This is a genomic window from Azonexus caeni (assembly GCF_048146105.1).
Lineage (GTDB): Bacteria > Pseudomonadota > Gammaproteobacteria > Burkholderiales > Rhodocyclaceae > Azonexus > Azonexus aromaticus_B.
The window spans coordinates 1-26,403 of sequence record NZ_JBKJAD010000028.1; the positions used below are offsets into that span (position 1 = coordinate 1).

The 26,403-nt window shown below is 64.8% G+C and carries 23 protein-coding genes and 1 tRNA gene; 14 read left to right on the plus strand and 10 right to left on the minus strand.

The features are described from left to right. Window positions 1–179: 179 nt before the first annotated feature. On the minus strand, window positions 180–1,202 hold the full coding sequence (tsaD, locus tag ACLIIZ_RS18945) for a tRNA (adenosine(37)-N6)-threonylcarbamoyltransferase complex transferase subunit TsaD (protein ID WP_416694784.1): 1,023 nt from the start codon (window positions 1,200–1,202) through the stop codon (window positions 180–182). A 138-nt stretch (window positions 1,203–1,340) separates the two neighbouring features. On the opposite strand from tsaD, the gene rpsU reads away from it, so the two are divergent. From rpsU to ACLIIZ_RS18995, 10 genes are all read left to right on the plus strand, one after another. Beyond that, window positions 1,341–1,553: a 30S ribosomal protein S21 gene (rpsU, locus tag ACLIIZ_RS18950; protein ID WP_374324075.1), complete on the plus strand. Its 213-nt coding sequence runs from the start codon at window positions 1,341–1,343 to the stop codon at window positions 1,551–1,553. An 83-nt stretch (window positions 1,554–1,636) separates the two neighbouring features. Further along, window positions 1,637–2,083 (plus strand): GatB/YqeY domain-containing protein, encoded by a 447-nt coding sequence (locus ACLIIZ_RS18955; protein WP_416694786.1) that lies wholly within the window; start codon window positions 1,637–1,639, stop codon window positions 2,081–2,083. 10 nt (window positions 2,084–2,093) lie between these two features. Next, complete coding sequence (gene dnaG, locus ACLIIZ_RS18960; RefSeq protein WP_416694788.1) at window positions 2,094–3,827, plus strand: DNA primase; 1,734 nt, start codon at window positions 2,094–2,096, stop codon at window positions 3,825–3,827. A 46-nt stretch (window positions 3,828–3,873) separates the two neighbouring features. Next, on the plus strand, window positions 3,874–5,850 hold the full coding sequence (gene rpoD / locus ACLIIZ_RS18965; protein WP_416694790.1) for an RNA polymerase sigma factor RpoD: 1,977 nt from the start codon (window positions 3,874–3,876) through the stop codon (window positions 5,848–5,850). Between the two features lie 7 nt (window positions 5,851–5,857). Next, a tRNA-Ile gene (locus ACLIIZ_RS18970) sits at window positions 5,858–5,934 on the plus strand. Between the two features lie 58 nt (window positions 5,935–5,992). Then, window positions 5,993–6,880: a lysophospholipid acyltransferase family protein gene (locus ACLIIZ_RS18975; protein ID WP_416694792.1), complete on the plus strand. Its 888-nt coding sequence runs from the start codon at window positions 5,993–5,995 to the stop codon at window positions 6,878–6,880. A 17-nt stretch (window positions 6,881–6,897) separates the two neighbouring features. Further along, window positions 6,898–7,560 (plus strand): lipopolysaccharide kinase InaA family protein, encoded by a 663-nt coding sequence (locus tag ACLIIZ_RS18980; RefSeq protein WP_416694794.1) that lies wholly within the window; start codon window positions 6,898–6,900, stop codon window positions 7,558–7,560. 81 nt (window positions 7,561–7,641) lie between these two features. Then, complete coding sequence (locus tag ACLIIZ_RS18985) at window positions 7,642–9,402, plus strand: carbamoyltransferase family protein (protein WP_416694796.1); 1,761 nt, start codon at window positions 7,642–7,644, stop codon at window positions 9,400–9,402. Next, on the plus strand, window positions 9,399–10,316 hold the full coding sequence (locus ACLIIZ_RS18990; RefSeq protein WP_416694798.1) for a glycosyltransferase family 2 protein: 918 nt from the start codon (window positions 9,399–9,401) through the stop codon (window positions 10,314–10,316). The genes ACLIIZ_RS18985 and ACLIIZ_RS18990 overlap by 4 nt, the downstream gene beginning before the upstream one ends. Then, a complete protein-coding gene (locus ACLIIZ_RS18995) occupies window positions 10,313–11,113 on the plus strand; it encodes a polysaccharide pyruvyl transferase family protein (protein WP_416694801.1) in 801 nt (266 codons plus the stop codon). The genes ACLIIZ_RS18990 and ACLIIZ_RS18995 overlap by 4 nt, the downstream gene beginning before the upstream one ends. Here the strand turns inward: ACLIIZ_RS18995 and ACLIIZ_RS19000 are convergent. Genes ACLIIZ_RS19000 through ACLIIZ_RS19010 form a run of 3 tightly spaced genes read right to left on the minus strand, consistent with a single transcriptional unit; the run spans window position 11,091 to window position 15,874 of the window. Beyond that, on the minus strand, window positions 11,091–13,088 hold the full coding sequence (locus tag ACLIIZ_RS19000) for an acyltransferase family protein (protein WP_416694803.1): 1,998 nt from the start codon (window positions 13,086–13,088) through the stop codon (window positions 11,091–11,093). The genes ACLIIZ_RS18995 and ACLIIZ_RS19000 overlap by 23 nt on opposite strands. A gap of 3 nt (window positions 13,089–13,091) precedes the next feature. Continuing rightward, window positions 13,092–15,272: a lipopolysaccharide kinase InaA family protein gene (locus ACLIIZ_RS19005; RefSeq protein ID WP_416694806.1), complete on the minus strand. Its 2,181-nt coding sequence runs from the start codon at window positions 15,270–15,272 to the stop codon at window positions 13,092–13,094. 8 nt (window positions 15,273–15,280) lie between these two features. Then, complete coding sequence (locus tag ACLIIZ_RS19010; RefSeq protein WP_416694808.1) at window positions 15,281–15,874, minus strand: BUD32 family EKC/KEOPS complex subunit; 594 nt, start codon at window positions 15,872–15,874, stop codon at window positions 15,281–15,283. Between the two features lie 122 nt (window positions 15,875–15,996). Here ACLIIZ_RS19010 and msbA point away from each other — a divergent pair, with 122 nt between their 5' ends. After that, on the plus strand, window positions 15,997–17,784 hold the full coding sequence (msbA, locus tag ACLIIZ_RS19015; RefSeq protein WP_416694810.1) for a lipid A export permease/ATP-binding protein MsbA: 1,788 nt from the start codon (window positions 15,997–15,999) through the stop codon (window positions 17,782–17,784). Here the strand turns inward: msbA and ACLIIZ_RS19020 are convergent. From ACLIIZ_RS19020 to ACLIIZ_RS19030, 3 genes are read right to left on the minus strand one after another with little or no spacing between them, the layout of a single operon-like run. Continuing rightward, on the minus strand, window positions 17,781–19,193 hold the full coding sequence (locus ACLIIZ_RS19020) for a lipopolysaccharide kinase InaA family protein (protein WP_416694812.1): 1,413 nt from the start codon (window positions 19,191–19,193) through the stop codon (window positions 17,781–17,783). The two genes, msbA and ACLIIZ_RS19020, sit on opposite strands and share 4 nt — an antisense overlap. Continuing rightward, on the minus strand, window positions 19,193–20,017 hold the full coding sequence (locus ACLIIZ_RS19025) for a glycosyltransferase family 2 protein (protein WP_416694814.1): 825 nt from the start codon (window positions 20,015–20,017) through the stop codon (window positions 19,193–19,195). The genes ACLIIZ_RS19020 and ACLIIZ_RS19025 overlap by 1 nt, the downstream gene beginning before the upstream one ends. Continuing rightward, window positions 20,014–21,123 carry an SGNH/GDSL hydrolase family protein gene (locus tag ACLIIZ_RS19030; RefSeq protein ID WP_416694817.1) on the minus strand — a complete coding sequence of 370 codons (1,110 nt, stop codon included), beginning with the start codon at window positions 21,121–21,123 and terminating at the stop codon, window positions 20,014–20,016. The genes ACLIIZ_RS19025 and ACLIIZ_RS19030 overlap by 4 nt, the downstream gene beginning before the upstream one ends. A gap of 104 nt (window positions 21,124–21,227) precedes the next feature. Between ACLIIZ_RS19030 and ACLIIZ_RS19035 the strand changes: the two genes are divergently transcribed. Genes ACLIIZ_RS19035 through ACLIIZ_RS19045 form a run of 3 tightly spaced genes read left to right on the plus strand, consistent with a single transcriptional unit; the run spans window position 21,228 to window position 23,657 of the window. Further along, window positions 21,228–23,066, plus strand: a complete 1,839-nt coding sequence (locus ACLIIZ_RS19035; protein WP_416694820.1) for a carbamoyltransferase family protein — start codon at window positions 21,228–21,230, stop codon at window positions 23,064–23,066. A 22-nt stretch (window positions 23,067–23,088) separates the two neighbouring features. Then, a complete protein-coding gene (locus tag ACLIIZ_RS19040) occupies window positions 23,089–23,496 on the plus strand; it encodes an SxtJ family membrane protein (protein WP_416694823.1) in 408 nt (135 codons plus the stop codon). Between the two features lie 8 nt (window positions 23,497–23,504). Further along, complete coding sequence (locus tag ACLIIZ_RS19045; protein ID WP_416694825.1) at window positions 23,505–23,657, plus strand: DUF5989 family protein; 153 nt, start codon at window positions 23,505–23,507, stop codon at window positions 23,655–23,657. A 1-nt stretch (window position 23,658) separates the two neighbouring features. Here the strand turns inward: ACLIIZ_RS19045 and ACLIIZ_RS19050 are convergent, their stop codons facing one another. From ACLIIZ_RS19050 to ACLIIZ_RS19060, 3 genes are read right to left on the minus strand one after another with little or no spacing between them, the layout of a single operon-like run. Next, window positions 23,659–24,426: a lipopolysaccharide kinase InaA family protein gene (locus ACLIIZ_RS19050; RefSeq protein ID WP_416694828.1), complete on the minus strand. Its 768-nt coding sequence runs from the start codon at window positions 24,424–24,426 to the stop codon at window positions 23,659–23,661. Continuing rightward, entirely contained in the window at window positions 24,423–25,247 is an 825-nt protein-coding gene (gene rfaP / locus ACLIIZ_RS19055) for a lipopolysaccharide core heptose(I) kinase RfaP (RefSeq protein ID WP_416694830.1), read from the minus strand. The genes ACLIIZ_RS19050 and rfaP overlap by 4 nt, the downstream gene beginning before the upstream one ends. Continuing rightward, window positions 25,232–26,365, minus strand: coding sequence for a glycosyltransferase family 4 protein (locus ACLIIZ_RS19060; protein WP_416694833.1), 1,134 nt, complete (start codon window positions 26,363–26,365; stop codon window positions 25,232–25,234). Before ACLIIZ_RS19060 ends, rfaP begins: the two co-directional genes overlap by 16 nt. Window positions 26,366–26,403 lie beyond the last annotated feature (38 nt).

The following is a 26,403-nucleotide window of genomic DNA, read 5'->3' on the forward strand; positions in this document are numbered from 1 at the left end:
AACGGAAAATGAACAAAATGCCACGAGAATCCCCGTACCGGACCACAAAAATCAGCCCACTTCCCGGTCAAATCACCTTCACCTGCTTCATTCTCCAGGGCTCGGTGAATTGTTCAGCGTTTCCCTAAGGCAGCGGCGCCCGCCGGAAGATCGGCGCGCTGCTGGCGCAGCGCTGAAACTCAGCGCTGCAAGTCGCTCAACGGCCAGCGCGGCTGCACCGCGAAGCTGCCGGCCGGCTTGGCAACGGCGCCGGCCTGCAGGCGCAGGCAGCCGGCGAGGGCGATCATGGCGCCGTTGTCGGTACAGAATTCGAGCTCCGGGTAATGGACCCGGAAACGCTTGCGCTTCGCCGCCGCGTCCAGACTCGCCCGCAACTGCCGGTTGGCGCCGACACCGCCGGCGACGACCAGGCGCTGCAGGCCGGTCTGCTTGAGGGCGAGCAGCGATTTCTTGAGCAGCACCTCAACGATCGCTTCCTGGAAGGCACAGGCGGCATCGGCACGGAAATTCTCATCGGCGCTGTCGCCGTGCTCGCGGACCAGCGTCAGGACCGCCGTCTTCAATCCGGAAAAGCTGAAATTGAGATCGCCCGAATGCAGCATCGGTCGCGGCAGCGAAAAGCGGCCAGGGGTGCCCGCTTCGGCCAGCTTCGAGAGCAGCGCGCCGCCCGGATAGGGCAGGCCGAGCAGCTTGGCGCTCTTGTCGAAGGCTTCGCCGGCGGCATCGTCGAGGGTTTCGCCCAGGAGTTCGTAGTCGCCGACGGCGCTCACCCGCATCAACTGGGTGTGGCCGCCGGAAACGAGCAGGGCGACGAAGGGAAAGGTCGGCGGATCGGCGGACAGCAGCGGCGACAGCAGATGGCCTTCGAGGTGATGCACCGGCAGCGTCGGCTTGTCGAGCGCCAGCGCCAGCGCTTCGGCGAAGGCGCAGCCGACGAGCAGCGCGCCGGAGAGGCCGGGGCCGCGGGTGTAGGCGACGGCATCGACATCGGCCAGCGCCTTGCCCGACTGCGCCAGCACCGAGCGCAACAACGGCACGACGCGCCGGATGTGGTCGCGCGAAGCCAGCTCGGGAACGACGCCACCGTATTCGGCATGCATCGCCACCTGCGAGTGGAGGGCGTGGGCGACGAGGCCGGCCGCGCTGTCGTAGAGCGCGATGCCGGTTTCGTCGCAGGAGGATTCAACACCGAGGATCAGCATGGGAGGCGCATTTTAACACTTGATCAGGCTGGGATATCTGGCATAGAATCTCGAGCTTTCCGCAATCCGCGGATACAAATTTGCGCGCACCGCCGATTACTTGACCTGGCGGGCGCCTGACGGAAGGGGGTGATTTTTATGCCGAGCATTCGTGTCAAGGAAAACGAGCCGTTCGAGGTGGCGATTCGCCGCTTCAAGCGCACGGTCGAAAAGACGGGTCTCCTGACCGAGCTGCGCGCCCGTGAGTTCTACGAGAAGCCCACGGCCGAACGCAAGCGCAAGGCCGCCGCCGCTGTCAAGCGTCAGAACAAGCGTCTCCGCAGCCTGACCCTGCCGCCGAAGATGTACTGATCGAGTACGCCTTCGCTGCAAACACCAAGCCGCCCGCCCTCAAAAGCCGGCGGCTTTGTCCTTTTTCCGCCACAGCAACGACGATGACCCTCAAAGCACGCATCACCGAAGACATGAAGACGGCCATGAAGGCCAAGGAAACCGCTCGCCTCGCCGCAATCCGCCTGCTGCTGGCGGCGATCAAGCAGAAGGAAGTCGACGAGCGCTGTGAACTCGACGACAACGCCACCGTCGCCGCCATCGAGAAACTGGTCAAGCAGCGCAAGGACAGCGTCGCCCAGTACCAGGCCGCCGGCCGCCAGGATCTGGCCGATGCCGAACAGGCGGAGATCGCCATCCTCGGCGCCTACCTGCCGGAAAAGATGGGCAGCGCCGAAGTTGCCGCGGCGGTTGCCGCCGCCGTCGCCGAAACCGGCGCCGCCGGCCCGGCCGACATGGGCAAGCTGATGGCCGTACTGAAGCCGCGCCTGGCCGGCAAGGCCGACATGGCGGAAGTCTCCCGACTGGTCAAGGCCGCCCTCGCCGACTGATGCGCAGACCATGATCCCGGAAGACTTCATCCAGGATCTGCTGGCCCGGGTCGACATCGTCGACCTGGTCGACAGCTACGTACCGCTGAAGAAGGCGGGCGCCAATTACGCCGCCTGCTGCCCCTTCCACAACGAAAAGACACCGTCGTTCACGGTCAGTCCGAGCAAGCAGTTCTACCACTGCTTCGGCTGCGGCGCCCACGGCACCGCCATCGGTTTCGTCATGGAATACCAGGGCATGGGCTTCGTCGACGCTGTGCGCGAACTGGCCACACGCGCCGGCATGACCGTCCCCGACGACGGCAGCCACACCCCGCACAGCGGCGGCAACACCCGCAACCTGATCGAGGTCATGGGCCGCGCCGCCGCCTGGTACAAGGAACAACTGCGCCAGTCGCCGCGCGCCATCGACTACTGCAAGCGGCGCGGCCTGACCGGCGAGACAGCCGCCCGCTTCGGCATCGGATACGCCCCGGACGGCTGGCAGAACCTGCAGGCAGTATTCGCCGATTACGACAGCGACGCGCTGAAGCAGGCCGGCCTGGTCATCGACAACGACTCCGGCCGCCGCTACGACCGCTTCCGCGACCGCCTGATGATCCCCATCATCAACCCCAAGGGCGACATCATCGCCTTCGGCGGCCGCGTCATCGACCAGGGTGAGCCAAAATACCTGAACTCGCCGGAGACGCCGCTGTTCGAAAAAGGCCGCGAACTGTTCGGCCTACCGCAGGCGCGCCAGGCCATGCGCGCCACCGATACAGCGATCGTCACCGAAGGCTACATGGACGTCATCGCGCTGTCCCAGCACGGCATCGGCAACGCGGTGGCGACGCTGGGCACGGCGACGACGCCGACCCACGTGCAGAAACTGCTGCGCCAGGTCGACCGCATCGTCTTCGCCTTCGACGGCGACGCCGCCGGCCGCAAGGCCGCCTGGCGGGCGCTGGAAAACGCACTGGAGGCGCTGGCCGACAACAAGCGGATCGGCTTCGTCTTCCTGCCGCCCGAGCACGACCCCGATAGCTTCGTCCGCGAACGCGGCCAGGCCGAATTCGAGCGCCTGGTCGCCCAGGCGATGCCGCTTTCCGATTTCCTGCTGCGCGAACTGGCGCAGCGCTGCGACCTGACCAACGCCGAGGGCAAGGCGCGGCTGATCTACGAAGCCAAGCCGCTGCTGCTCAAGCTGCCGACGCCGCTGCTCCGCCTGCAACTGGTCAAACGCCTGGCCGAGGCCAGCGGCTTCGCCCAGCAGGAGGTCGAGCGCCTGTGCGAACTCAAGTCCTACGCGCCGCCGGCACCGGCCCGCGCCAAGCGCAGCGCGCCGTCGCTGAGTCGCGCGCTGCTGCGCATCGTCCTGCACCAGCCGCAACTTGCCGCCCAATTGCCGATCGAACTGCTGCCCGACACCCCGGAAAAGCCGGCGCTGCTGAAATTGCACGAACTTTCCAGCGGCGGCGACGGACAAAGCTACGCCGCCCTGCGCGAGCGCCTGCGCGGCCAGCCCGAAGAACAGATGATCGAGACGGCGGCATCGGAAGCCCTCGAACTGCCGTTCGACGGCGACGACGGCGAGGCCGAGGCGGAATTTCGCGCCGCCCTGGAAAAGCTGCGCGATGCCGCGGAAATGCGCGACTTCGCGCAGTTGCAGTCGAAAGCGCAGCAATGCGGCGTCGCCGGCCTGTCGGCGACGGAAAAGCAGGCGTACATCCAGTTTCTCACCACCCGGGGAAAACGTATCTAAGTTGTGGTAAAATTTACGGTTTTCTCCAATCTAACGGATCGTTTTCATGGCTAAGGCAAAAGACACCGCTAAGGATGCTCCCAAGGCTCGCAGCAGCAAGGCCAAGGACAAGGCTGCCGAAAAGGCGCTGCTCGAAGGCGCGCTGACGGAAACCCCGCAACCGCTCGACGCCGAAGCCCGCAAGATGCGGCTGAAGGCGCTGATCAAGCTGGGCAAGGAACGCGGCTACCTGACTTACGCCGAAATCAACGATCACCTGCCGGACGACGTGGTCGACGCCGAGTCGATCGAAGCGATCATCTCCACCTTCAGCGAAATGAGCATCCAGGTCTTCGACGAAGCCCCGGCTGCCGAAGACCTGCTGATGTCGGACACTGCCGCCTCGGCCACCGACGACGAGGAAGTCGAGGCGCAGGCCGAACAGGCGCTGTCCACCGTCGATTCCGAATTCGGCCGCACCACCGACCCGGTACGCATGTACATGCGCGAGATGGGTTCGGTCGAACTCCTCACCCGCGAAGGCGAAATCGAGATCGCCAAGCGCATCGAGGAAGGCCTCAAGCACATGATCCAGGCGATCTCCGCCTGCCCGACGACGATCGCCGACATCCTCGACATGGCGACCAAGGTCGAAGCCGATGAAATGCGCATCGACGAACTGATCGACGGCCTGATCGACCCCAACGCGGTCGAGGAAGCCCCGGCCGCCGAAGCTGCTGCGATCGACAGCGACGACGACACTGACGCCGAAGAAGACGAAGACGGCGACGAGGGCGGTGGCGCCGCCTCGGCCTCGCTGCTGCAGTTGAAAACGGAGGCCTGCGAGCGCTTCAAGGAAATCCGCGCGATCCACGCCAAGATGCAGAAGACGCTGGCCAGCAAGGGTTCTCAGGACAAGGCCTACGTCAAGCTGCTGCAGCAACTCTCCGACGAGCTGATGAACATCCGCTTCACCTCGCGCAGCATCGAACGCCTGTGCGACAGCGTGCGCGGCATGGTCGACGAAGTACGCGGCTGCGAGCGCAAGATTCAGCAAATCTGCGTCGACCGCGTGCGCATGCCGCGTCCGCATTTCATCCAGTCCTTCCCGGGCAACGAAACCAACCTCGACTGGGTCGAGGCGGAAATCGCCGCCGCACCGAAGACCTACGTCGCCATCCTGACCCGCAGCGCGCCGGACATCCAGGAAGAGCAGAAGAAGCTGCTCGCCCTGCAGGAACGCATCGGCATCTCGCTCAAGGAACTGAAGGACATCAACAAGCAGATGTCCACCGGTGAAGCCAAGGCCCGCCGCGCCAAGCGCGAAATGACCGAAGCCAACCTGCGCCTGGTGATCTCGATCGCCAAGAAGTACACCAACCGCGGCCTGCAGTTCCTCGACCTGATCCAGGAAGGCAACATCGGCCTGATGAAGGCGGTGGACAAGTTCGAATACCGCCGCGGCTACAAGTTCTCGACCTACGCCACCTGGTGGATCCGCCAGGCGATCACCCGCTCGATCGCCGACCAGGCGCGCACCATCCGCATCCCGGTGCACATGATCGAAACGATCAACAAGATGAACCGCATCTCCCGCCAGATTCTGCAGGAAACCGGCGCCGAGCCCGATCCGGCGACGCTGGCCAAGAAGATGGACATGCCGGAAGACAAGATCCGCAAGATCATGAAGATTTCCAAGGAGCCGATCTCCATGGAAACCCCGATCGGCGACGACGACGACTCGCACCTCGGCGATTTCATCGAGGATCAGACGACGCTGGCCCCGGCCGACGCGGCGATGTTCTCCAGCCTGCGTGGCGTCACCAAGGACATCCTGGACAGCCTGACGACGCGTGAAGCCAAGGTCCTGCGCATGCGCTTCGGTATCGAGATGAACACCGACCACACGCTGGAAGAAGTCGGCAAGCAGTTCGACGTCACCCGCGAGCGCATCCGTCAGATCGAAGCCAAGGCGCTGCGCAAGCTGCGCCACCCGAGCCGTTCCGACAAGCTGCGCAGCTTCCTCGACCCGACCGGCAACTAAGTTTCACGGGACTGTAGCTCAGTCGGTTAGAGCAGAGGACTCATAATCCTTTGGTCCAGGGTTCGAGCCCCTGCGGTCCCACCAAACTCCCCTCCCGGCAGCCGCCGGGAGGCTTTCCCGAACTTCGGCCACCGCTTCCGCCATGCTGACCCGACTGCCCAGCCTGCTCGCCGTCGCACTGCTCTGGCTGCTGCACCTGCTGCCCCTGCCCCTGCTCGCCCCGCTCGGGCGCGCGCTGGGCGGTGTGCTCTACCGCTTCGGCCGCCGCCGGCGGCGGGTCGCCGATATCAACATCGACCTCTGTTTCCCAGAGCTGGCGGCCGCCGAGCGACGCCAACTCGTGCGCGAACACTTTGCCCTGCTCGGTCGCAGCATGCTCGAGCGCGGCATCCTGTGGTGGGGTAGCCGCGTCCGTATCGAGCGCCTGGTCCGCGTCCGCGGCGAGGAAAAAATCCACGCCGAACTCGCCGCCGGCCGCCCGGTGATCCTGCTCGCCCCGCATTTCCTCGGCCTCGACGCCGGCGGTGTGGCGATCACCATGCGTTTCGACATCGTCAGCATCTACTCGACGCAGACCAACCCGGTGTTCAACCAGGTCCTGCTCGCCGGCCGCAGCCGTTTCGGCAACCAGCTGCTGCTCTCACGCGAAGACGGCGTGCGGGCGACGGTCAAGGCGATGAAGGCCGGCCGGCCGTTCTACTACCTGCCCGACCTCAACCCACGCCGGCGCGACGCGGTTTTTGTTCCCTTCTTCGGCATCTCGACCGCCACCATCACCGGCCTGCCACGCCTGGCGAAAGCGGCCGGCGCCGTCGTCCTGCCCTGCGTCACCCGCATCCTGCCGGGCAGCGCCGGCTACGAAACGACCATCGGCGATGCCTGGCCCGACTTTCCCGGCCCCGATCCGGTGGCCGACGCCGCGCGCATGAACGCCTGGATCGAAAGCGCCGTACGTACCATGCCCAGCCAGTACTATTGGGTGCACCGTCGCTTCAAGACTCGCCCGGAAGGCGAAGCCCGCCCTTATTGACCCGCACTGGACAGCCCATGCCCGATACCCGCCCCCCTGCCGCTAACACGCCTCCCGACGACTTCGACGGCTGGTGGAACGCCCCCGGCGACTGGTTCGAGGAACCCAACGTCCGCCGCGCCGGCTGGAGCGGCATGGTCACCTGTCGTTACGGCGACACGCTGTACTTCATCAAGAAGCAGAGCAACCACCTCTGCCGCAGCCTGCGCCACCCCTTCGGCATCCCGACCACAAACCGCGAATTCGCCAACATCAAGCGCCTGCAGCAGCTCGGCATCACCGTTCCGGAACCCGTTTTCCACGGTAGCCGGAAAACCGGCGAAGGCCATCTCGGCCTGCTGGTCACCCGCGAGCTGGCGGGCTTTCGCGCCATCGCCGACGTCGGCGAACTTAGCGCCGCCGAGAAGCGCCAACTGGCGACCGCCGTCGGCCACACCATCGGCCGCATGCACCGCGCCCACCTGCAGCACAGCTGCCTCTACGACAAACACGTGATGGTCCGCTGGCGGGACGGCAAACCGGAGATTGCCCTGATCGACCTCGAAAAGTTGCGCCGCCCCTACCTCGCCTGGCGCGCCGCCCGGCACGATCTCGATCAGTTGCGCCGCCATCAGAAACTCTGGGACGCCGACGACTGGGCCGCGCTGCTCGCCGCGCACGGCGCGGCGCTCGGCACCTAAGCCGCGGCGACCGGGTATACTGCGAGCTTTCCGCCGGCAGCCCCTTGTTCCGGCAGGTTTTTTCAAGAAGAGACACCCACTTTGGCACTGACCATCCTCGGCCTTTCCGGCGCCCTCACCCACGATCCTTCCGCCGCCCTCTACATCGACGGCAAGCTCGTCGCAGCCGCCGAAGAAGAACGCTTTGTCCGCGACAAGCATGCCAAGAACCGCATGCCCTACGAAGCCGCCCGCTTCTGCCTGGATTTCGCCGGCATCAAGCCGAAGGACGTCACCGCCGTGGCCATTCCCTTCGCGCCGATCAGCCTGGCCGACAAGGCGCGCTGGCACTACGCCAAACGCTACTGGTACGCCCCCGACCGCTCGCTCGACGCGCTGCTCACCGGCAACCGCCGCTTCAAGCGCTACAAGAAGCGGATCGAATGGTGCCTGGCGCAGCTCGGTTTCGACCTCGCGAAGACCGAGATCATCCCGGTCGAGCACCACCTGACGCACGCCTCCTCCGCCTATCACTGCTCCGGCTTCCAGGAGAAAACAGCGATCCTCGGCATCGACGGCAAGGGCGAATACGCGACCACCTTCTTCGGCGTCGGCGAGAACGGCAAGATTCGCAAGATCAAGGAGTTCTACGACCCCGACTCACTCGGCGGCCTGTACGGCGCGATCACCGAATACCTCGGCTTCGAGATGCTCGACGGCGAATACAAGGTGATGGGCATGGCGCCCTACGGCGACCCGACGAAATACGATTTCTCGCGCCTGGCCAAGTTCGAGAACGGCGAGCTGATCATCAACACCGACTACGCCAACGTGATCGGCTTCCGCCGCTACAAGGAAAAGGGCAAGGGCTACTACTTCTCGCCCAAGCTGATTGAGTGGCTCGGCCCGATGCGCCACGGCGACATCGCCGACGACCCGTACATCCACTACGCGGCGAGCATGCAGAAGCTGTTCGAGGATTTGTCGCTGCAGATGATGGACTACTACCTCGGCGACATCCTCAAGGAAACCGGCCGCCTCGCCTTTGCCGGCGGCGGCGCGCTCAACGTCAAGCTCAACCAGAAGATCATCGCCCGCCCGGAACTGAAGGAACTCTTCGTCCAGCCGGCTTCCGGCGATGCCGGTACCGCCATCGGTGCCGCCGCCTACGTCTCGGTCGAGCGCGGCGTACCGGTCGAGAAGATGGAGCACGTCTACCTCGGCCCGCAATTCAGCAACGAAGACGTCATCGCCGCCTGCGCCCGCCACCCGGCCAAGCCGCAATTCGAAGTCATCGCCGACGGCGACACCGCCGTGCCCGAGCGCATCGCGCAGATTCTCGCCGACGGCAACCCGGTCGCCTGGTTCCAGGGGCGCATGGAATTCGGCCCGCGCGCATTGGGCGGGCGCTCCATCCTCGGCTGCCCGAGCGCGCCCGGCGTCGCCGACCGGATCAACGAGCAGATCAAGTTCCGCGAACGCTGGCGCCCCTTCTGCCCGAGCATGCTCGACACGGTCGGCCCGCAGATGCTGGGCAGCGACCACCCGGCACCGTTCATGACCTTCACCTTCGAAGTCGCCGAGGAATGGAAGACGCGCGTGCCGGAAGTCGTCCACGAAGACGGCAGCTCGCGCGCCCAGGTCCTCAAGCGCGACTACAACCCGCGCTACTACGACCTGATGAAGGCGATGGAAAAGCTGACCGGCAACGGCGTCGTGCTCAACACCTCGCTCAACCGGCGCGGCGAACCGATGATCTGCTCGCCGACCGATGCGCTGAACATGTTCTTCGGGTCGGACCTGCAGTACCTGATCATGCAGGACGTGCTGGTGGTCAAACCCTGTCGCTCCGCCGGACAATGACCCCCCAGCCGAGAATCACTGTTGTCATTCCGACCTACAACTACGCCGGGCCGGTCCAGCAAGCGATCCAGTCGGTAGTCAGCCAACTCGACCACAGGAGCGAGCTTATCGTCGTCGATGACGGTTCCACCGACGAAACAGCCACCGTCCTCGCCAGGCTCCACTTTCCCGAAGGGCTGGCTGTGCACTGCGCCCGCCAGAGCAACGCGGGGCCCGCTGCCGCACGCAACCACGGCATGCGTCTGGCACGTGGCGAATTCCTGCTCTTTCTCGACGCCGACGACCAGCTTTTGCCCGGCACCCTGTCCGCCTTACAGGATGCGCTCGACAGCCACCCGGAAACGGACATGGTTCTGGGCGCTCACCTGACAATTGATGACAAAGGGCGGGAAAAGAATTCTCCCCCGACGCCCGTCAGCGGTACACCAGAGCAACGCATCCGGAATTACTTGCTGAAAAAATCGATTTCGGTTGTCCATGGCGCCAGCCTGTTCCGACGCAGCTTCGTCGAACAACGCCCCTATCCGGAAGACTTGCGGCAATCGGAAGATTTGCCGGTTTTCGCCTACATGGTCGCCCATTCCCGCACAACGCTCCTGCCCCAAGCCCTGGTCCGCATTGTCAAACATTCGGACAGCTTGCGCCATGACGCGACCCTGTCTCGCCGGACAGCTCCGGAACACATCGCCCGCCTGGTTTTTGAAAGGCTCCCCGAACCCTGCCAGCCGCTTCGCACCTCCTACGAAGCGCAGCGCCTGCTTTCGACCTTCCGTACCCTTTATCTGGGCGGACATCACCAGCAGGCCGCCGAACGTTACCGCGAAGCATTCCGCCGCGACTGGCGCCAGGCACTGCGCTGGTCCTATCTAAGCAAGTTCGTACGCCTACTGCTGCGCCCCGCCGATTCCCGATGAAACCGATCAAACTCTACTGGTGGCGCGGAGACGGCGCCGAAAACCCGGCACTGCAGAACTTCGGCGACTATCTCTCACCGCTCATGGTCGAGTTGGTGGCACGCCGGCCAGTCGTATTTGCGCCGGTCGAGCAAGCCGACCTTTTCGCCATTGGCACCATCCTCAAACGGGAACGCAAGGCCCGCCGTTTCTTCCTGCCACGCCGCCTGCACATTTGGGGCAGCGGCGCCGGCGATGCCGAGGAACGCTTTTCCGGGCGCCATTTCTATCACGCAGTACGCGGCAGCTTCACCCGCGAGCGCATCCAGCCCGCCCCGTCAACGCCACCGGTTCTGGGCGATCCCGGGCTGCTGGTCCGCGATTACTGGTCGGCCCGCCCGCGGCCGGAAAAACGCTATTCGTTGGGAATCATCCCGCATTTCGTCGACCACGACAGCGCAGCCGTGGCGCAGTTGCTGTCTATCCCCGGCAGCCGCCTGATCAACGTTTTTTCTCCGATCGACGACATCCTGGCGGACGTCATGCGCTGCCACTTCATCGTATCGTCGAGCATGCACGGCCTGATTGTCAGCGACGCATTGGGCATCCCCAACCGCCGTATCGTCATTTCCGGAAGAATCAAATCTTCTGAGAAATTCGCTGACTATTATTCGGCCTTCGGGATGAAAGAACCCGCTTGGCTCAATGCCGAATCTATCCAGGGAATAACAGATCCAGCCGAACTCGTGGCCGATTACGAAACGCGCGATGTGGACCGGGTGTGCAGCGATCTGATCAGGGCTTTTCCCGATCTGTAAGCGCCTTGCCCCCGGTAAACAGCCGGTAAAAGTCGTATTTTTTCCCGAGCAAGACGGAGCCATCGCGCGACAGGTGACCTTCATCGAGATAGAGGAAAGTATTGCCGTCATGACTGGCACAGTGCCCACCCTGACACATGAGTTCGTGTAGCCAGACAACACGAGTTCCAGACGGCAAGGCCGCAAGCAACCGGTAAACCGCGAGGCGCTCGAGACTCATTTCGCTTTGCGCAAAATCGCAGTGCGCAAGGCTGCGCTCAAGCAATACCGACCGGGCAAGGCATTTCCCGAGATCACCCCCGTTCGCTGGCGGCGGACTAACCACGACCGTCGAAACCTGCATCTCCTCTAGCCGCCGCAGCGTTTCCTGCAACGCTTTCAATACCAGGCCGGAATCTACTGGCAGCAAGCGCCCATCCTCGACCAGAAGCGAATTTTCGGACTTGAGATACTGCGCAAAAGGCGATGCCAGGACCACATAACGGATGCTGGGCATGCGCTTCAGTTCGGCCAGGACATCCTCGTTGAAACGCAAACATGCCTCGGCAGCACTGAGGTTGCCACCTCGCACCGGAGCGATCCCCAACAACGGTGCGCAACCACTTTCCGTACGCTGCACCAGACCGACATCCGGCTGCGACGCAATAATCCCGTCGGCCAGATGCATGGCATAGGAATCCCCCCACAGGAGGACTTCCGGATTGTCGGCCGTCTGACATTGCGGGTTCCCCCTCAGCTCATCACATGCCTTATCCAGCCCGTAGTTGCGGCTCAACTGTCGTTCAACGCCAATCTGCACCTCATAGGCGGGCGCAAACCGTTTGAAGATATCGGCGCGGTGTTTTCCTGTCATGCCAAAAACGATAAAAGCCGCCATGCCGACAAGCGCGAAAGCGGCAAGGCGCCGGCCCTGCCAGCACGGCCGGCGAAACGGCCCTTCGACATAACGCCAGCTCAGATACCCCAACATCAGCGTCAGCGCAATCAACGCCGCCATCAATGGCATACCCGGCTCGTCCAGACGATACCGGGCAAAGGCGAACACGGGCTGATGCCATAAATAGATGCTGTAGCTACACAAACCGACCCATTGCACCGGGCGCCAGGCGAGCAGCTTTCCCGCCAGAGTTTCTGGCGTAGCGGCAGCAATCACCAGCAGTGCGCCGAGCGTCGGCATCAGGGCACTCAGCCCCGGAAATGGCGTGGCCGGCGAATACAGGAAAACCGCGCACAGAATCATTCCCAGCCCGGCCAAACTCAGAGGGTTGCGCCAAGGTTGCGGCACCTGAGCCACGGGGTGACGTTGCGCGACCAGAAGCGCGTAAACAGCGCCGAGTATCAGTTCCCAGGCTCTGGCCGGCAGCAGGTAGAAGCTCGCTTCGGGCAAACGTGCCAACCCTAACTGCGCCCCCAGCAGACTGAGCATCAGCAGGACGACCACCCCTCCCGCCAGCCAATGGCGACGCACTCGCCAGACAAACATGAGGATGAGCGGAAAAAGGATGTAGTACTGCTCTTCGACACCTAGGCTCCAGGTATGAAGCAAGGGCCGCAACTCGACGTCCGGCGCGAAATAACCGATTTCCTTGAAAAAATGGATGTTCGATGCAAACAGCACGACATAAACCAGGCTCTTCGCAAAATCCCGGAAATCAGCCGGCCACAGCCACCACCAAGCCAGCGGCAGGCATACCGCAAGCATCAGGAAAAGTGCCGGCAGAATACGGCGCGCCCGACGCTCGTAGAAACGCCGCAAGGAGAACGTACCGGCGTCGAGTTCGCGCAGGATGATGGAAGTGATGAGGTAGCCGCTGATGACGAAAAAGACATCAACGCCGACAAAACCGCCGGCAAAAACCGCAAACCCGGCGTGGCAGAAAACCACGGAAAGTACCGCGATTGCCCTCAGGCCATCGATTTCCTTCCGATGCTCGCTATTTGCTGCGAGCCCCTGCGCCACATTTTGATCGCTCATCAATCACTTACCGAAAAGCCGCCCGAAGGCTTTTCGTCCAATCCGCCTTTTGGCAACAACCTTCAGGTCATACTTCATGAAAGCCAGGCGGTGTCGCCAGGAAAACTTCTCGCCGATTGCTGAAAAATAGCCGCCCAGCAGTTGTTCCCGGCCAGCCCAGTGCAACTTGTTGCAGACCCTGACGAGGTCGGCCAGGCGCAACCTCAGTGGCAAAGCTTGCGAGAAAACACGGATGCGCCCGGTATCGATCAAGGCGAAAACCAGATCGCCATCGGCCTGCTTCTTGACCAGAATGTTGCCGCCCGAAAGGTCGCGGAAAAACATCCCACTCCCGTGCAAACGCAACAGGAAAGCACACAACTGGCGATAACAGCTGGCGGCCGGCAGACCGGCGTAAGTCGTCTCTCCCGCCGCCAGCGCGGAAAGCATCTGGCGCACGGAGAACTCGGCCTCGACATATTCGCAAACGTAGAAATTCTGCTTCAGCGTCGTGTCGCCGATCTTCTCGAACCAGGCGACCGGCTGCGCAACGCCGATACCACGGCGCTGCAGTTCGCAGGTGCCGCTCCAGCTGCGCAACGCCTTCGACGGCTTGAAACGATCGAGCCATTGTTTGTGCAGATGCATCTTCACCGGCTGCTTGACGACCAGGCGAACCGCCGGATCGCGCGGGTCGGGAAGCGACCAGATCGCGTTGCGGGCGTGACGCAGCACTGCCGCCCGCTGCACCTGCAGTGAGGCGGGCGGCAACGCGGCAAGCAGTGCTCGGGCCGCCGCTGGCGTCTCGGCTGCGACGATGCCCTGCCAGCCGTCGGCCCGGAAGAAATGTAGCGCCTTGCCGCCATGAACGTCGATCGCCACATCCGGCAGTAACCCCGCCCCCGGCTTGAGAGTAACCGGCATCGCTGTCGGCCAGTCGATATAGACCGGCATCTCGGTCAGCAGCGTCGGCGCTTCCGCGAGCGCCGCGCCGTCGCGGTCGAGAAAACAGGCGGCGGCCAGCGTCGCCACATCGTAAACGTCGACCAGCGCCGCCGCCCGGCCATTGATGGTCCACGCGACATGGGTCAGGCCGCCGTCGGCAGTGGCAAAGGCATGAACCTCGAGGCCATCGCCGCCGGCCAGGCAGCCGAGATAGCGCTGCCCCGGAATGCGGGCGTTGAACGCGGCCAGGGCGGCCAGCGCCGGACGCGGGCGGAAGTCGGCCAGCGCCCCGTCGACCGCAGCGTAGTGGGTGATCCGCTCGAGCGCCGGATACTGCGCCGCGCCGTCGTCCACCAGTCCCTCGCGGTGGCAGATCAGCGGCCCCCACCATGCCCCCTCGAGCGCCCCCGAGGCGGCGGCGAGGACCAGGTAGCGGGTCAGGTAATCGGCCTGTTTCTGCTCGGTTGCCGGCAGCTGGCGGCCGATCCTTGGCAGGGTCCAGAAGGCGGCCGGTGAGAACAGCCGGAGTACGCCGAAGTCGGCGCCGATGCGCTGCAGCAGGCGTGCCTTCTTGACCAGGTTCATGCGCAGCAGGCCGGCCAGCCGGGGACCGAGGACCTTCGGGTCGTCGCGCTCCGGCTCGGTCGCCCGCTCGGCGAACAGGTTGTCGGTATGGATGTCGGGCAGGCGGCCGCGGGCCTGCAAGCCGGCCAGGATGCCGACACTCCACGGTGGTTCGAAGTCGGTGATGCTCGGCCCGGCGAGCAGCAGGCCGCGCTGCCGGATTTCCTGCCAGGCGATGTCCCAGGCGGCGAAAAAACCGTCCGGCGTATAGCCGGCCCAGCGTCGGCGGTTGATCGTCGAACAGGCTTCGATCATCGCCACCCGCTCACCGAAAGCATCCAGCGTGGCACCGACGAACTCTCGCCAGGCTGCGCCGGCGGCGGCATCGGGCATCGCCCGCGCGGCATCGGTCGGCTGCAGCAGGTGGAGGACGACATGGAAACCGGCGTCGAGCAGGCGACCGAGCAGGCGCCCGGCCGGTCCGTCGGCATCGCCGTAGGTGAAGTCGAGTCGGACGTTGACGATGCCGGCCCCGCGCAGGGTGGCGATGATCCAGTCGTCAACCGCCGGGTCGGGCGAAGCGGCAACGCCGATGCCGGCGAATCGTGCCGGGACGGTGTGCCCGGCCGGCGGCCGGTGCCCGCCCGGGAAAGCGAGACGGCCGCGCAGCAGATAGGCCAGGAAAGGCCGCAACATGGCCGCACTCATCGCCGTCCCTTGCCGAGAATGAACGGCAGGTCGATCCATTCGATCTCCGTCGCCACCTTGTACAGGCGCTGGATGTTGCGCCGACGCAGGTAGCTGCCGAGCGCCCACGGATAGATGCGCATGTCGGAGAAATCGATCAGTCCGAGCCGGTCGTCCGGCGTAACGATGACGTTGCCGATGTGCAGCGAACGGAAATAGACCCCGTTGTCGTGCAGCAGCACCACCAGTTGGTTGAATGCTTCGCGCAGGCGACGCTTGCGCTCTTCCGGCAAGGCCTCACCGGCAAGCTGGCGCAGGGTGACACCGGGCAGCGGACGATAGTGCACGGCGTCGCGGCCAAGTTCGGGAATACGCAGGACGTCGATCACCTCCGGCACTGGCACGCCGAGCGCGGCCAGCTTGCGGGCATTGCTGGCAAAGCGCGTTGCATAGGGGAAGATCATTGCCGAGGTGACCAGGCGCTTGCGCCGGAACAGCTTGAGGATCGTCCCGTCGGCCAGGAGCAGCACCTTGGCGCCGTGCGGATCGGCCTCAAGTACGCGTGCGCCTTCGCTCATCGCCTGATATTCCTGCTGCGTCAGCGTTTTCAATGCCAATTACCCGGAAAAATCGGGCGATTTTAGCATCGATGGCGCAACAGGTTCGTCATCTGCCGCGTGGTACACTCGCGCCCAACTGCGACCGAACGTGTCGCCCTCCCCAAAGCCAAGTCATGTCGCACGACAGCGCCCAGTCCGCATCCTCGCTGAAAATCTATCTCCGGCTCCTGTCCTACGTCCGCCCCTACGTCGGCTATTTCGCGATCAGCCTGCTCGGCTTCGGCATCTTCGCCTCGTCCGAACCGATGCTCGCCTCGGTGCTCAAGTACTTCGTCGACGGTCTGAGCGCCCCGCCGGAAACCACGCACCACGACCTGCCGCTGATCGGCAGCGTGCAACTGATGTTCGGCGTCCCGCTGCTGATGCTGCTGATCGTCGCCTGGCGCAGCGTCGGTTCCTTCCTCGGCAACTACTTCCTGGCCAAGGTTTCGCTCGGCCTGATCAACGACCTTCGCCAGGCCCTGTTCAACAGCCTTCTGCATCTGCCGAACCGCTATTTCGACGACAACAATTCCGGCCACCTGATCTCACGCATCACCTACAACGTCACCATGGTCACCGGCGCCGCCACCGACGCCATCAAGGTCGTCGTCCGCGAAGGCCTGACTGTGATCTTCCTGTTCGGCTACCTGCTGTGGATGAACTGGAAACTGACCGCCGTAATGATCGTCATCCTGCCCGTCATCGGTGCCATGGTCAGCCGCGCCAGTCGCAAGTTCCGCAAGCAGAGCAAGCAGATCCAGGCGACGATGGGCGAACTGACGCATGTTGCCTCGGAAACCATCCAGGGTTACCGCGCCGTCCGCAGTTTTGGTGGCGAGCCCTACGAAGCCAGACGCTTCAAGGCGGCCAGCGAAGACAACATGCGCAAGCAGCTGCGCATGGTCAAGACCGGCGCCACCTTCACGCCGGCGCTGCAACTGGTTTCCTTCTCGGCGATGGCGGTCCTGCTGACACTGGTCCTCTACCTGCGCGGCGACGCCACCGCCGGCGACCTGGTCGCCTACATCACCGCTGCCGGCATGCTGCCGAAGCCGATCCGCCAGCTATCGGAAGTCAGCTCGACGATCCAGAAAGGCCTGGCCGGCGCCGAGAGCATCTTCGCCCAGCTCGACGAACTGCCCGAGGAAAACCGCGGCACCGTCGAACGCGAGAAGATCGCCGGCCGGCTCGAAGTGCGCGAACTGAGCTTCAGCTACCCCGGCAGCGAACAGCCGGTCCTGCGCAACATCAGCTTCACCGCCGAGCCGGGACAGATGATCGCCCTGGTCGGCCGTTCCGGCAGCGGCAAGTCGACGCTGGCCAACCTGATCCCGCGTTTCTACCAGCACGGCACCGGCGCCATCCTGCTCGACGGCGTCGATGTCGAGGACTACACGTTGCGCAACCTGCGCCGCCACCTCGCCCTCGTCAGCCAGCAGGTGACGCTGTTCAACGACACCGTCGCCAACAACATCGCCTACGGCGACCTCGCCGGCTGCCCGCGCGAAGACATCGTCGCCGCCGCCCGCGCCGCCTACGCCGACGAATTCATCGACCGCCTGCCCAACGGCTACGACACGCTGGTCGGCGAGAACGGCGTGCTGCTCTCGGGCGGCCAACGGCAACGCCTGGCCATTGCCCGCGCCATCCTCAAGGACGCGCCCTTGCTGATCCTCGACGAAGCGACCTCGGCCCTCGATACCGAATCCGAACGGCACATCCAGGCCGCGCTGGAAACCGCCACCGCCAACCGGACGACGCTGGTGATCGCCCATCGCCTGTCGACCATCGAACGCGCCGACCAGATCCTGGTCATGGAGCGCGGCGAGATCGTCGAACGCGGCAGCCACGCCGAACTTCTCGCATTGAACGGCCATTACGCCCGCCTGCATGCGATGCAATTCAGCGAAATGAGTTAGGCGGCAGGCAAGCGCTCATCGAGCCAGCGATAAAGCACCGACTCGACCGGCCAATTGCGCAGGAAACGCGCCCGGTCGCGCCGCCAGGCACGGGCAAAGGCCGCCTCCGAGCGGTGCTGGCACATCGCGTCGAGATCCAGCAGCACCATCTTCCCGTCGTGCCACAGCAGATTGCTGACCTTGAGATCGCCGTGCGAGATGCGCAGACCGGCCAATTGTTCGAACAACGCCAGGATTGCCTCGCCGATCTCCGGCGCCGGTGGCGCATCTGCGTTCAGACAGACACGTAGTCGCTCACCCGGACAATACTCGGTCACGAGAAAAGCCCGCCCGCGCAGCAACCCGACCCGCTCTTCCAGCATCGCCAGGGGAAGCGGCGTGGCAATGCCGAAGAACAGCAGTCGATGCGCCTCGCGCCAGGAATGCCAGGCCCGGCTCGGCCGCCATGCGCGGGACAACGCGTGGCGCCAATGCTTCAGGTTGTAGCGCTTGACCACCAGATGGAGCCCCGAGTCGATGACATCGACGACGGTCGAGCTTTCGCCGCTCTTGAGCGGTTTCCCTGCCGCTACCACCTGATCGGGCAAGGCAAGAAAATGGCGCAATGCATCGCCATAGCTGCGCTCGATGACCGAGAATCGGCGCATTCCACGCTCGACAGAAAACTGTGTACAGTCGCGCCCCACTTTGCCGAGGAAAGCCCGCAGACGCCTGGCTCGCACCGATTCGACCGCCTGTTGCAAAGCGGCGGCAGCCGGCACAACGGCGCCGGCCTGCGCGGCATAGGCATCAACGAAAGCTTGGCGCCGGTCATCCCAGACGGGTGGCAGCTGGGCGAAAAGAATGGCCAGATTGGCGACAACCTCCGCCTCGGTCAGCGCTCGAGATGGCTGCGTGACGCTGACCGCATCGCCGTCGATAACGTAGCCATTGCCCGCGGCAAAGAGAAAATTCCCCAGATGCAGATCGGCCTGAGCCAGCCCGGCACCATGCATGCGCGCCAGCAAGGGCATCGCAGCGCGCAGCAACTGCCGCCCCCGACCTTCCGCATCGTTGCGCCAGACGGCGGCCAGATCCTCAGCCGCAGCGACAAAAGCCGTCAGCAAGGCATGCCCACCACTGGCCAGGGCCTGCGCCTCGACCAGGGCCGGCGTTGATACGCCGGCGGCAAGCAAGGCCCGGATGCCGTCCAGCTCTCGCTGCCAGTGTCGCTCGCTGGCCGCGGCGACAAATAGTTTTACCAGGGCCGGTTGACCATCCAGGCGGCCTGCCCCGACCAGACGCTTACCGGGCAGAACGCGCAACAGGCGTTCTACGCGAACCGTCCGGCCGTCGGCCAGGGCGACGTCGAACGGCATTGGCGGGGTACGCCCGGCGGCGCGCAACTCGGCAGCGCATAGCAGCGCCATCAGCGATCCAGACTGGCGTCGGCGAGGATCGCCTCGGCGTCGATGCCGCGCAGCTTGTCCTTGAGCCGGGCGCCACCGCGCCGGATGTTGCTGGCGCTGGTCCCCAGTTCGGGGTTGAGGATCATCGTCGCGTGGTTGAGGTGGTCGACGTACTGGCCAAGTTCGACCGAGTCGAGAAATTTCATCCGGTAGCCGGCCTCGGCCATCTTGCGGAACATCGCGCTGCCGGCCGGCTGGCGCTCGTCGGAGAAACCGGTGTTCAGTTCGCGGATGACGTCGGTGCGGTACATCGCACAATGGCTGCGCAGGTAGTGCAGGCTTTCGTCGAAGCGCTCGGCGCGGAAGCTGCGCTTGCCGGTCAAGCGGAACAGGGCAAGTTTCCAGGCCTGCTCGAACAGCCGCCCCCAGCGCTGCAGCGGCGTCTTGCTCTCCAGCTTCCAGGAACCGACACCGGCCAGCCGATCGTCTTCGGCAAACGGTGCGAGCAGCACGTCGATCCACTCCGGGCGCCGAACGAAGGTATCGGTATGGATCGACAGTACGTAGGGCGTCGTCACCCGGGCCAGCGCCAGATCGAGCGCGCGGGAGTGCGACAGCGGCGCCGTGTCGTCGGCTTCCGGCGCCCGCTCGATCAGCTCGATCCAGTCGAGCGAACGCAGGTAATCAAGCGAGGCGTCCCCCGAACCGTTGTCGATCGCGATGACATGTACCTTGCTGAAATCGGTATGGCGGCGCAGCAGGCGCAGGCAGATTTTCGTGATTTCCGGCGTCTTGTAATTGGGCACCAGGATGGTGACCAGTTTGCCCTGCCCGGTCGCGCTCATTTCAGCAGCCCTTCGCGCTGCAGCAGATCGCGCAGGGCGACTGCCGTCAGCCGGTTGCCTTCGGCGTTCATGTGGCCACCAATTTCCGACGGACGCCAGAAGGTCTTGACCTCGGGATGCTTGGCCAACTGTTCAACAAAAACCGGCCCCATGTCGATCACCGGCATGCCCAGGCGCTTTGCTTCGGCCACCGCGAAATCGGTGATCACGGCGTACTTCGACTCTTCCTCGTCGAGCACGTCGCGGATCGGGAAATTGACCCAGACCGGCGTCCCACCCTCGGCCCGGACGCTGGCGACGAAGCGTTCCATGATGCCGGTCAGCGTGCGCCGGCCGAGAGAGCCCGGATCGCGATCGCGCTTGATGCGGTCGGCCAGTGCCCGCTTGAAGACGGCCAGCGCGTACGAGTAGTGCCAGCCGCCGATCTGCTGGCGACCGCTGCGGTAATCCTCGAGCAACGCTTCCGGCGTGGGCACCGGTACATGAGTGAGCATCAGGGAGCCGTCGTCGCCCATCGGCACGAACATCGGCTTGGCGTAGTCGCGGAAGCTGTAGGTATTGCGGTTGTAGTCGAGCGCGTAGAAGCCGAGCACGACGACGTCCGGCTTGTACGGTTTGCCGTAGTGCTCGTACATCAGGTAGTTCTGGTCGGTACCGGTAGCCGAGACCGCGTAGTTCATGACTTCCCAATCGGGCAGCAGCGCGGCCAGCTGGTAGGCATAGGTCTCGTCATTGCTGACGCCGTGACCGAAGGAATAGCTGTCGCCGACGATCATCAGGCGCCGCTTGCCGGCTGGCTTGTCGAGCGTGAATTCCTGGTGGTTGCGCATGCCCGCCGAATTGGTGCGGATTGCCCCCATGCGGTCCGGGGTGACGTCGATGTTCGGTGCATTGCGCCAGCCGACGTTGGCGTCGTAGGCGAAACGCTGGTCGAAATTGACCTTGCCGTCGGCCAGGCGTGCCTTGACCCAACGCCATTCGCGGGTCACCGACAGATCGGCGTGCGGCGGCACGTCGTCGCCCAGGGCATAGTAGAGCCGGGTGCCGCCTTCGAGCAGGAGCAGGGTGACAAGAACGTTGAGGAGAATGATCTTGAAGGTTTTCATGACGATCTGGCAGATGCGGGACCGGGCATTATAAGTCGCCTCGGCGCGCGACTGGCGGCGTTGGTATACTCCGCAGGTTTTGATCGGCCCGAAAAGCGACCCCAATGAATCTGATCGGCATCTCCGCCCACTACCACGACAGCGCCGCCGCCCTCATCCGCGACGGCCGGATCGTTGCGGCCGCCCAGGAGGAGCGCTTCACGCGCAAGAAGCACGACCCCGACTTTCCCGCGCACGCCGTCCGCTACTGCCTGCAGGAAGCCGGGCTGACGCTGGCCGACATCGACGGCGTCGTCTATTACGACAAGCCGCTGATCAAGTTCGAGCGCCTGCTCGAAACCTACCTCGCCTACGCGCCGAGCGGTTTCGTCTCCTTCGTCAAGGCGATGCCGGTCTGGCTGAAGGACAAGCTCTACCTCAAGCAAACGCTGAAAAAGGAACTGGCCAAACTCGGCGGCTGCAAGGAAGCCGAGCTGCCGCCGCTGCTGTTCACCGAGCACCACCAGGCGCACGCCGCTTCCGCCTTCTTTCCCAGTCCATTCGAGAAAGCCGCCGTGCTGTGCATGGACGGCGTCGGCGAATGGGCGACGACCTCGGTCTGGCTTGGCGAAGGCAACCAGCTGACGCCGCTCTGGGAAATGAACTTCCCGCACTCGCTAGGCATGCTCTATTCGGCCTTCACCTACTACACCGGGTTCAAGGTCAATTCCGGCGAATACAAGCTGATGGGGCTCGCCCCCTACGGCGAGCCGAAGTACGTCGATCTGATCCTCGACAAGCTGATCGACCTCAAGGAAGACGGCACCTTCCGCATGGACATGCAGTACTTCAATTACGCCACCGGGCTGACCATGACCAACGACCGCTTCGCCGAACTGTTCGGCGGGCCGGCGCGGCAGCCGGAATCGGCGATCAGCCAGAAGGAGATGGACCTCGCCCGCTCGATCCAGGCGGTGACCGAGGAAATCGTCCTGCGCCTGGGGCGGACCGTGCACCGCGAACTCGGCGTCGACCACCTGTGCCTGGCCGGCGGCGTTGCGCTGAACTGCGTGTCCAACGGCCGCCTGCTGCGCGAAGGGCCGTTCAAGGAAATCTGGATTCAGCCGGCGGCGGGCGACGCCGGCGGTGCCATCGGCTGCGCGCTGGCCGCCTACTATGCGAAGAGCGGCGCCGCGCGCGTGCCGGAAGCCGGCGACAGCATGCAGGGCAGCTACCTTGGCCCGCGCTACGCGGCCGACGAGATCCGCCGCCAGCTCGACGAGTACGGTGCCGTCTACCGGGAACTCGACGACAACAGCTTCTTCGACCAGGTTTCCGACGTTCTCGCCGACGAGAAGGTGGTCGGCTGGTTCCAGGGCCGCATGGAGTTCGGCCCGCGCGCCCTCGGCGGCCGTTCGATCATCGGCGACCCGCGCAGCCGCAACATGCAGTCGGTGATGAACCTGAAGATCAAGTACCGCGAATCCTTCCGCCCCTTCGCCCCGTCGGTGCGCGCCGAGAAGGTCGGCGAATGGTTCGAGCAGGAAAGCGCCAGCCCCTACATGCTGATCGTCGCGCCGGTGCGCGAGGACAAGCGGATCGCGATGACCGCGGAAGAAGAGAAGCTGTTCGGGATCGACAAGCTGAACGTGCCGCGCTCGCAGATTCCGGCGGTCACCCACGTCGATTACTCGGCGCGCATCCAGACCATCCACCAGCAGACCAATCCGCGCTACTACCGCCTGATCGAAGCCTTCGAGGCGAAGACCGGCTGTCCGGTACTGATCAACACCTCGTTCAACGTGCGCGGCGAACCGATCGTCTGTACGCCGCAGGACGCCTACCGCTGCTTCATGCGCACCGAAATGGACACCCTGGTGATCGAGAACTTCGTCCTCGCCAAGTCCGACCAGCCCGCCTGGGAAGGCGACGAAAGCTGGAAGGACGAGTTCCAGCTCGACTGACGCGCGCCCCGGAGAATCGACCATGTTCCATGAAATCCCCGTCCTCGACCGCAAGGGCCTGCGCGACTTCGGCCTGCTCACCGGCGCGCTGTTCGCCGGCATCTTCGGCCTTTTCCTGCCCTGGCACTTCGGCTGGGCCTGGCCGCTGTGGCCGTGGCTGATCCTGGCCGTGCTCGGTGGCCTGGCGCTCGTCGCACCGCTGGCGCTCAACCCCTTCTACAAGCTGTGGATGCGCTTCGGCATGGTGATGGGCGCGATCATGTCGCGCCTCATTCTCGGCATCGTCTTCTTCCTCGTTGTCACGCCGCTCGGCCTGCTCATGCGCGCCCTCGGCAAGGACCCGATGCACCGGCGCTTCGACCGCCAGGCCGCGAGCTACCGCGAGCTGATCGGCGCCAACAAATCCAATTCCCTCGACAAACCTTTCTAGGCGGCAACATGCTCGAACTCCTGAAAGACCTTTGGGCCTTCATGCAGGTCCGCAAGAAATACTGGCTGGCGCCGGTCATCATCGTCCTCCTGCTACTCGGCGGACTGCTCGTGCTGTCGCAGGGCTCGGCCATCGCCCCCTTCATCTACACGCTGTTCTGACCTACTCGCGGCCGGCGAAGAAAGCCAGGATGCGGCGCAGCCGCCGCTTGTCGGCGGCGGTCAGGCGCTGCCGCTGGACGTAGTCGAGGTAGAAGCGCAGCCGCTGCGTGCGGCTCAGCGCGTACTTGGCGACCTTGTCGAGACAGGCGAGGTCCTTGACGATGCGGTAGCCGAGAAAAGGCTGCATCCAGAAACCGCCGTTCGGGCAGTCGATCAGGTAAAGCTGCGGCATCTCGCCGCCAGTGACCAGCAGGTTGCGCCACTTCAGGTCGTTGTGCACGAAGCCGTGCGCGTGCATGGCGCGCGTGCAGGCGGCGACCTGCGTCGACACGACCGCCACCCAGGCTCGGTCGCGCAAGCGCGGGTCGTCACGTTTCGCCAGTTGCGCCAGGTCAACCGTGTCGCGCAGCTCCTCGGTGACCAGCGCGCCACGCACGAAGCGCCCGCCACGCCGTTCCTGCCCCCAGGCAACCAGCGTCGCGGTCGGCAGCCCCCAAGCGTGGAAGCGCTGCAGGTTGCGCCATTCCTTGACTGCCCGCTGCGGCCCGAAGAGGTCGCGCAGGCCGAACCAGCGCCGCGCCAGCTTGCGCCGGCCGATGGTGTAGCGCTTGACGTAGTAGAGGATGCCGTCAAGGCGCAGGCGGATGACTTCGGACTCGGGATCGACCGTCACCCGCTCGCCCTGCAGCGCGAACACCGCGTCGAGCGAGGCGAAAGCGGTGCCGGCCTCGCCCGTCGCATAGTCGGGATTGACCTGCCAGTCGATCACGCCCTGCCCCCGTCCGGCACGTATTTGCGCCGGTATTTCGCAAGCAAGCGCTCACCTTCTGCATGCAGGTGGGCGAGCAGCGCCTGTTCGTCGCGCAGTATCTCGCGCAAGGGCCGGGCGAAGTAGTCGCGCAGGAAGCGCAGCCGGTCGCGTTGCGTCAGGCCGATTTCCAGCGCCGAGAAGTAGAGCCCGGCGAGGTCCTTGTCGCGCCAGCGGCGCGGCGTCTGCGCGCGGATCTGGGCGCGGTGCAGGTCGATCAGCGAGAGCTTCAGCGCGGCGGCGCTCGGCGCCGGGTCGAGGTGGAGCAGGAAGTGGCAGAGGTAGCAGTCGCGGTGATTGACGCCGCCGCGATGCATGGCGCCAACCATCGCGGCGACGCGGCGGATCAACGCTCGCTTGAGCGCTGGGGCGGGCGGCGTGCCTGGCCAGCCACGGCAGAAATCTTCCAGGCTGACGGTCGGCGCCAGTTCCTCGGTAACGATGAACGAGTGCTCGCGCGCCGGGTTGGCGCCGCGCCGCCCGTAGGCGACGGCACGCATGGTGTCGACGCCGAGTTCCTCCAGGCGACGGATCGCCCGCCATTCGTTGCCGGCGCCGAGCACCGGCAGGCGCAGCGAGACGAGGTTCTTGAGAATCTCGCCCCAGCCAACGCCGCGATGAATCTTGACGAAATAGCCGCGCCCTTCGACTTCGGTGCGGAAGGTGCGGCGCCCGTCGAGCTCGCGGAACACCTCGCCTTCCAGCCGGTCGACCGCGGCAAACGCGTCCTGCCCGGCCCACAGGCGGTCGAAGGGCGGCGCCAGACTCAGTTCGTCGCGCACGGCCGCTCCTTGAGGATGATGTCGGCGGCGCGCTCGGCGTTGCTGTAGATGTCGGCGTGCTCGGCCCAGGCCAGCGCGTTGCGCTGCCAGACAGCGCGTTGCGCGCGGTCGACCAGCATTTCCCGGAGCAGAGCGTCCAGCGTCGCCTGCGCGAAAGGCTCCGGGATCACCCGGCCGCCCGCCGCTTCGTCGATGTAGTGAGCGTAGCCGCAGACCGCCGAGCAGAGCACCGGCAGCCCGGCGACCAGCGCTTCGAGCAGCACCGTGCCGGTGTTCTCGTTGTAAGCCGGATGGACCAGCAGGTCGGCACCGAGCAGAAAGCGCGGGATGTCGTCGCGGCCGGCCAGGATATCGACCTGCCCGGCCAGCCCGAGCGACGCGGCCATACGCTGAAACTGGCTGGGCTCGTCCTGGCCGATGGCGATCAGCCGGGTGCGCCCGCGCAGGTCTTCCGGCAGGTGCGCCAGCGCCTGCAGCGAGCGGTCCAGGCCCTTGGTCTTGAAGCCGGAGCCGATCTGCAACAACAACAGGTCATCGTCGCCGAGGCCGAATTCGGCGCGGAAGGCGGCGCGGATCGCCGGCGCCTCCGGCGGCGCCCGGCGGTCGCGGGCAATGCCGGGCGGCAGCAGGTGGAAACGCGACTTCGGTGTGGCGTAGTGCCTTTCGAAAAAGGGCTGCTGCACCTGCGAGATCATCAGGATTTCGGTCCGGCTCTCGGGCGCGAACACCGCCCGCTCATACGCCGCAAAATGCCGGTAACGGCCGGACAGGCGGTAGAGCGGGTTGCGCAGCGTCTGCGCCTTTTCTTCGTAGCAGGGGTCGGCGGCGAAATAGACGTCAAGCCCGGGCATCTTGTTGAAGCCGACGACGCGCTCTGCCGGCCGCTGCACCAGATCGCGGCCGACCCAGGCGGAGAACTTTTCGTAGCGGCGGGCGTTGGTCAGCGCCCGCACCGGCACCGTGACCACCTCGAAACCGGCCGGCACCTCGCCCTGCCAGGACAAGGTGTAAACCCGGATGGCGTGGCCGCGCGCCTGGCAAGCCAGGGCGATGCGCAGAAAATCGCGCTGCAGGCCACCGAAGGGGAAGTATTTGTAGAGGCAGAAAGCCAGTTGCATGGGCAGGGTCGCCGCATAAGTCAGGCGGCGGATTTTAC